Origin of the sequence: Microbacterium sp. SCN 71-21, from assembly GCF_001725695.1 — a bacterium.
GTDB classification, from domain to species: Bacteria; Actinomycetota; Actinomycetes; order Actinomycetales; family Microbacteriaceae; genus Microbacterium; species Microbacterium ginsengisoli.
Genome location: NZ_MEGA01000025.1, coordinates 24,405 through 30,655 on the forward strand (window position 1 = coordinate 24,405; position 6,251 = coordinate 30,655).

A 6,251-nucleotide genomic window follows, 5' to 3' on the forward strand; every position below is an offset into this window, starting at 1 on the left:
CCCCCCGACGCTCTGGGACGTCGACTTCCGCTCGGCGATCGCGCAGGCCGAGCTCGAGGACCGCGAGCAGCCTGGCGCCTACCATCGCCTCGCCTTCCATCGCACCGGCGGCGGCGGCGACATCCACATCGAGACGACCCGCCCCGAGCTTCTCGCCGCCTGCGTCGCGCTCGTCGCCCACCCCGATGACGAGCGCTACCAGCCGTTCTTCGGCACCACCGTGACCACGCCCGTGTTCGGGGTCGAGGTTCCGGTGCTCGCGCACCCGCTCGCGCAGATCGACAAGGGCTCGGGCATCGCGATGGTCTGCACCTTCGGCGACGTGACCGACATCATCTGGTGGCGCGAGCTCAGCCTTCCGAACCGCACGATCATCGGCAAGGACGGCCGCATCGTCGCCGACGCCCCCGAGGCGCTGTCGACGGATGCCGCGCAGGCCGCTTTCGCGGAGCTCGCCGGCAAGACCGTGTTCAGCGCGAAGAAGCGCATCGTCGAGCTGCTGCAGGAATCGGGCGAGATCATCGGCGACCCGAAGCCGATCACCCACCCGGTGAAGTTCTTCGAGAAGGGCGACCGGCCCCTCGAGATCGTCTCGACCCGGCAGTGGTACCTGCGCAACGGCGCGAAGAACGCCGACCTGCGCGACGCGCTCATCGAGCGGGGACGCGGCATGACGTGGCATCCCGATTTCATGCGGGTGCGCTACGAGAACTGGGTCGGTGGCCTCACCGGCGACTGGCTCGTCTCGCGCCAGCGGTTCTTCGGGGTGCCGATTCCGGTCTGGTACGGCCTCGACGAGAACGGCGACCGCGACTACCGCCGCGTGATCACCCCCGACCTCGGTCAGCTGCCCGTCGATCCGACCATTGACGTGCCCGCGGGCTTCGACCCCTCGCAGCGCGGCGTGCCGGGCGGCTTCGACGGCGAGCAGGACATCTTCGACACCTGGGCGACGTCGTCGCTCACCCCGCAGCTCGCCGGCGGCTGGGCGCGCGACGAGGAGCTCTGGGGCCTCGTCGCCCCGTTCGATCTGCGCCCGCAGGGTCAGGACATCATCCGCACCTGGCTCTTCTCGACGATGCTGCGGAGCGTCTTGCAGGACGGCCGGGCGCCCTGGTCGGATGCCGCGATCTCCGGCTTCATCGTCGACCCCGACCGCAAGAAGATGTCGAAGTCGAAGGGCAACGTCGTCACGCCCGCGGACATCCTCGATGCCCACGGCTCCGACGCCGTGCGCTACTGGGCGGCGTCGAGCCGCCTCGGCACCGATGCCGCGTTCGACCCGCAGAACCCGACGCAGGTGAAGATCGGCCGTCGCCTCGCGATCAAGCTGCTCAACGCGGCGAAGTTCGTGCTGACCTTCCCGGTGCCGGAGGGCGCCGCGGTGACGCACGACCTCGATCGCAGCATGCTCGCGACCCTCGACACGGTCGTCGCCGAGGCGACGCGCGCGTTCGAGGGCTACGACCACGCCCGGGCGCTCGAGCTGACCGAGTCGTTCTTCTGGACGTTCTGCGACGACTACCTCGAGCTCGTCAAGGAGCGCGCCTACGACCAGACCGACGTGGGTCAGGCGTCCGCCGCGCTCGCGCTGCGCCTGGCGCTGTCGACGCTCGTGCGACTGCTCGCGCCGGTGCTGTCGTTCGCGGCCGAGGAGACCTGGTCGTGGTTCGAAGAGGGGTCTGTGCATCACGCCGCGTGGCCCGCCCCGCTGGGTCTCGAGGGCGACCCCCGCGTGCTCACGACCGTCGGTGACGCGCTCATCGGCGTGCGCCGCGCGAAGACCGAGGCCAAGGCCTCGCAGAAGACGCCGGTCACGCGTCTCGTGATCGCCGCGACCCCCGCGCAGATCGCACTCCTGCGATCCGCCGAGGGGGACCTCCGCGCCGTCGGCCGCATCGCCGAGATCGACTACGTCGAGGGCGACGCGCTGACAGTCGAGTCGATCGAGCTCGAGACGGCGGACGCCTGATGCAGCTCGGCACGCGGTGGACGGCGGGCGACACGCCCCCGTCGGCCGTGCCGGCTGTGCTGCACGACGCGATCGCCTCGGTGGAGCGGGCGCTGCCCGCCGACCCGCTCGGTCAGCCGCGTCCGCGATGGACGCTCACCTGGCTCGAACGTCGGCCGATCGCCGAACTCGACACGGGCGTGATCGTGACGGTGGATGCCGCCGGCTCACCCGTCGTGCGTCACGACGCCGACGACGAGTTCGCCTGATCCGCCGCCGCGTAGGCGCGCGGCGTGCCCCGCACGAGCAGCCGTGAGGCGCTGAGGGCGACGACGAGCGTGAGGGCGCCCGCGATCGTGAACGGCAGCCGGAGGTCGGATCGCGCCACGAGCCCGCCGAGCAGCGTCGCCACCGGGAAGACGCCCCACGTGACGGTGCGGATGATGCCGAGCGCGCGACCGAACAGGTGCGCGGGGATGAGGTGCTGCCGCAGCGCTCCCCACGGCACGTTCCACACCGACACCGCGAACGCCATGACCGCGTAGGACGCGATCGCGGTGACGACGTCGGGAGCGAGACCCACCGCGACGAGGGACACGGCGACGACGACGTTCGCGAAGAGCAGCACCGGGCCGCGGCCGAGGAGACGCACCAGAGGCGCCGCGACGAACGACCCCACGAGGGCGCCGAGCCCGATCCCCGCCGTGACGAAGCCGATCGCCGCAGGCGTGACGTGCTGCACCTCGAGGAAGTAGAGGATCGTGGGCGCCTGGGCGAAGCTCAGGAGCGCTCCCACCACGGACGTGAACAGCACCACCGCACGCAGGTAGCGGTGTTGCCAGAGGTAGCGCAGCGCGGGGCGGGCGCCGTGAACGGGCACGGATGCCGCGGCATCCGTCTGCTCGTCGGTCTGCCGCGAGACGGCCAGCGACGGCAGCAGCAGGGCCAGGGCGATCGGAACCAGATAGCCGATCGCGCCCACCCAGAGCGGCAGGGCGATGGACAGGCCGAACAGCAGACCGCCGATGGGCGTGGCGATGAAGTTGTCGATCGTCACCTGGGACGCCTGCAGCCAGCCGTTGGCGCTGTCGAACCGCTGGCGAGGGACGATCGCGGGGACGGCGGCGTTGACGGCGTTCTCGAACAGGGTCTCGCCGATGCCGAACGCGAGGGTGCCGACCAGCAGCGTCCACACGGAGATGGCGCCGGATGCCACGAGGGCCCCGAGCCAGACCGCGGCACCGAGCCGCAGCGTGTTGGCGAGCGCCATGATGCGGCGCCGATCGAACCGGTCGACGATGACGCCCGCGGGAATGCCGAACACCAGCCACGGCACGAACGCGAGAGCGCCGAGGATCGCGATGACGAACGGGTCGGTCGTCAGTGTCGTGGCGATGAGCGGCACTGCGGTGCGACCGACGCCGTCGGCGATGTTGCTGAAGGCGGTGGCTGTCCAGAGCGTGCGGAACGGGCGGCCGAGCGGCGGTGCCGCCGGCCTGATCGCTGCGGTGGTCATGACCGCGGCAGCAGTCCGAGCTGACGCGCTGCGGTGCCGGTGCTGCGCTGTGCGACGTAGGCGTCGAGACGCGCCGCCCGCTCATCGGCGCACGCGCGGCGGCGGTGGATGTCGTCGGCGGCTCGTTCGAGCAGGCGGGCGAGCACCCGCAGCAGCCGCTCATCGGCGGAGCGGGTGGTGGTGCGGGCTTCGGGGGCAGCCGTCAGGAGGGTCATCTCATCGTCCCTTCTCGGGGAGGGCGAACACATCGGCGTGCACCGTCACGGGCACGACACCCTCGCCGCGCTGGTCCTTGTATCGGTCTACGGCGCCGTCGATGACGGCCTGGAGCTGGGCGACCACGTCGGCCGCCTGCGCCGCCGTGAGGTGGATGGTCGCGGTCGTGATCATCGCGCTGTCGTCCCACACGCCGTTCTCGCGCAGGCTCGCCCCCACGTAGTCCATGAGCTGCTGGTGACGCCGGTTGAGGAACTCCGTCAGCACGACCTGAGTCGCCGCGCGGCCCGCGGGGGTCTTCACCGCCTCGGGGCTGCCGATCTGCACGCCGCCGCGAGGCCGTTCCCACCAGCGCTCGCGCGCGGTTCCCTGACCTTCGACCTCTCGAATGAGGTCATGCTTCGCGAGTGCGCGCAGGTGATAGCTGGTGGCGCCGGAGGACTCCCCCGTCATCGCCGCGAGGGTGCTCGCCGTCTGCGGGCCGTATTGCGAGATCAGATCGTAGATCTCGACCCGCAACGGGTGAGCGAGGGCCCGAAGTGCGCCGCCGTCGAGCACCCGCTGTTCGCGGGTCGTCGGGAGCGGGATCTCGTTCGTCATATCGCAAAGATATCTTTGCACGTGTTACTTTGCAAACGTTGCTTTGCATCGACGCATCCGGACACTCGGGCAGGGCGCTCGGCACACCACGCGACGTACGATCGAGGAATGGATCTCGGCATCACCGACCGCGTGGCCCTCGTCGTCGGCGGCACCGGCTACCTCGGGCGTCACATCGCCACGACCCTCGCCGCGGAGGGCGCCGTGGTCGTCACCGCCGGCCGATCGGGTGGCGATGTCACGATCGACGGCCAGGATGAGGCATCCGTCGTCGCCGGCGTCGACGAGGTGATCGCCCGGCACGGGCGGATCGACATCCTGGTGGTCACCGCCGCGCCCGCGGCGCAGACCCTCGACCCGGCGGACGCGTTCTCCCCCGCGGCCGTCGCGGCCGCGGTCGATGCCAAGTCGCTCGTCTTCCTGCGGCTCGCGAACGCGGTGCTCCCGCACATGCGCGCCCGCGGGTCCGGCCGCATCATCGGCATCGCCGGGCAGCTTGCCCGCTCGTCCACGAGCGTCGTCGCGTCGGTGCGCAACGCCGCCCTGATCCTCGCGGCGAAGGCCCTCGCCGACAGCGTGGCCGGCACCGGCATCACCGTCAACGTCGTCAACCCCGGCAACGTGTTCGACGACGACCACCCGGTGCCCGCGGTCGGTCCCGGGCCCTCGACTCCGGAGCAGATCGCCGCCCTCGTCGCCTACCTCTCCTCGGAACCCGCGGCCGCCGTCTCTGGCGCGTCGATCGCCGCCGGACACACGTTCCGCGGCGTGTCGACCCTCTGAATCGACGCGATGCCGCGGCGTAGGCTGGCGGGATGAGCACGACGTCCCGCCATCCCCTTCTCGATCGTTCCGTGCTGCCGTACGAGCTGCCGGACTACGCCGCGATCGCCGTCACGGACTACCTGCCGGCATTCGACGCGGGATTCGCGCAGCAGCGCGCCGAGGTCGCCGCCATCACCGCGAACCCCGAGCCGCCGACCTTCGAGAACACGCTCGAGGCCCTCGAGCGCAGCGGCGACCTGCTCGGCCGCGTCTCGCGCACGTTCTACACGGTGAGCTCCGCCGACGGCACGCCGGAGATCCAGGAGATCGAGGAGACCGTCGCCCCGCTGAACTCGGCGCACTCCGACGCGATCACCCTCGATCCCGCGCTCTTCGCGCGGGTGGCCGCACTCTACGAGGCCCGCGACGACCTCGACCTCACCCCGGAGCAGCGCTACCTCGTCGAACGGCGCTACACGGTGATGTCGCACGCCGGCGCGGGGCTCGACGACGACGCCAAGCAGACCCTTCGCGATCTCAACGCCCGCCTGTCGGTCTTGACGACCACGTTCGAGCGCCATCTGCTGGCCGACACCAACGAGCTCGCCCTGCACGTGACGGATGCCGCAGACCTCGCCGGTCTCGCCGACAGTGACCTCGCCGCCGCGGCCCGGGCCGCCGCCGACCGCGGGCTCGATGGATATCTGGTGTCGCTCACGCTGTTCACCGGTCATCCGTACCTGTCACGGCTCACCTCCCGCCGCACCCGCGAGCGTCTGCTGGCCGCCTCCCGGTCGCGCGGTATCCGTGGGGGCGAGCACGACAACCGCGACGTGCTCCTCGAGATCGTGCGGCTGCGCGCGCAGCGTGCCGAGCTGCTCGGCTACCCGTCGCACGCGGCCTACGTGACGTCCGACCAGACCGCCGGTTCCCCGGAGGCGGTGCGGGAGATGCTGTTCCGCCTCGCCGCTCCGGCCGCGCGCAACGCCCGTGCCGAGGCCGACGCGCTGCAGCAGATCGTGAATGAGAGCGAGGCGGCTCCGTTCGAGATCGAGGCCCACGACTGGGCGTACTACACCGAGAAGGTGCGGGCCGCGACGCTCGACCTCGACACCGCCGCACTGCGGACGTGGTTCGAGGCGGAGCGGGTACTCACCGAGGGCGTGTTCGCCGCGGCATCCGCTCTCTACGGTCTGGGCTTCG

General features: G+C 71.1%; 7 protein-coding genes. 4 read left to right on the forward strand and 3 right to left on the reverse strand.

Annotation, left to right across the window (positions count from 1 at the left end; translation table 11 throughout):
• The coding region (valS, locus tag ABT08_RS05430) for a valine--tRNA ligase (RefSeq protein ID WP_288114186.1) at positions 1-1,972 on the forward strand (1,972 nt) is incomplete at its 5' end.
• Complete coding sequence (locus tag ABT08_RS05435; RefSeq protein ID WP_045248372.1) at positions 1,972-2,220, forward strand: hypothetical protein; 249 nt, start codon at positions 1,972-1,974, stop codon at positions 2,218-2,220. The genes valS and ABT08_RS05435, both read left to right, overlap by 1 nt.
• On the opposite strand, the gene ABT08_RS05440 is transcribed toward ABT08_RS05435, so the two are convergent.
• The 3 genes from ABT08_RS05440 to ABT08_RS05450 are packed head-to-tail and all read right to left on the reverse strand — an operon-like array spanning position 2,193 to position 4,283.
• Positions 2,193-3,467 carry an MFS transporter gene (locus ABT08_RS05440; RefSeq protein WP_288114187.1) on the reverse strand — a complete coding sequence of 425 codons (1,275 nt, stop codon included), beginning with the start codon at positions 3,465-3,467 and terminating at the stop codon, positions 2,193-2,195. The genes ABT08_RS05435 and ABT08_RS05440 overlap by 28 nt on opposite strands.
• Positions 3,464-3,682, reverse strand: coding sequence for a hypothetical protein (locus tag ABT08_RS05445; RefSeq protein WP_288114188.1), 219 nt, complete (start codon positions 3,680-3,682; stop codon positions 3,464-3,466). Before ABT08_RS05445 ends, ABT08_RS05440 begins: the two co-directional genes overlap by 4 nt.
• A gap of 1 nt (position 3,683) precedes the next feature.
• Complete coding sequence (locus tag ABT08_RS05450) at positions 3,684-4,283, reverse strand: winged helix-turn-helix domain-containing protein (RefSeq protein WP_288114189.1); 600 nt, start codon at positions 4,281-4,283, stop codon at positions 3,684-3,686.
• A 108-nt stretch (positions 4,284-4,391) separates the two neighbouring features.
• Between ABT08_RS05450 and ABT08_RS05455 the strand changes: the two genes are divergently transcribed.
• Both ABT08_RS05455 and ABT08_RS05460 read left to right on the forward strand, forming a co-directional pair.
• Positions 4,392-5,066: an SDR family NAD(P)-dependent oxidoreductase gene (locus tag ABT08_RS05455; protein WP_056208673.1), complete on the forward strand. Its 675-nt coding sequence runs from the start codon at positions 4,392-4,394 to the stop codon at positions 5,064-5,066.
• Positions 5,067-5,098: 32 nt separating this feature from the next.
• Positions 5,099-6,251: M3 family metallopeptidase (locus ABT08_RS05460; protein WP_288114190.1), on the forward strand; the 1,153-nt coding region annotated here is incomplete at its 3' end.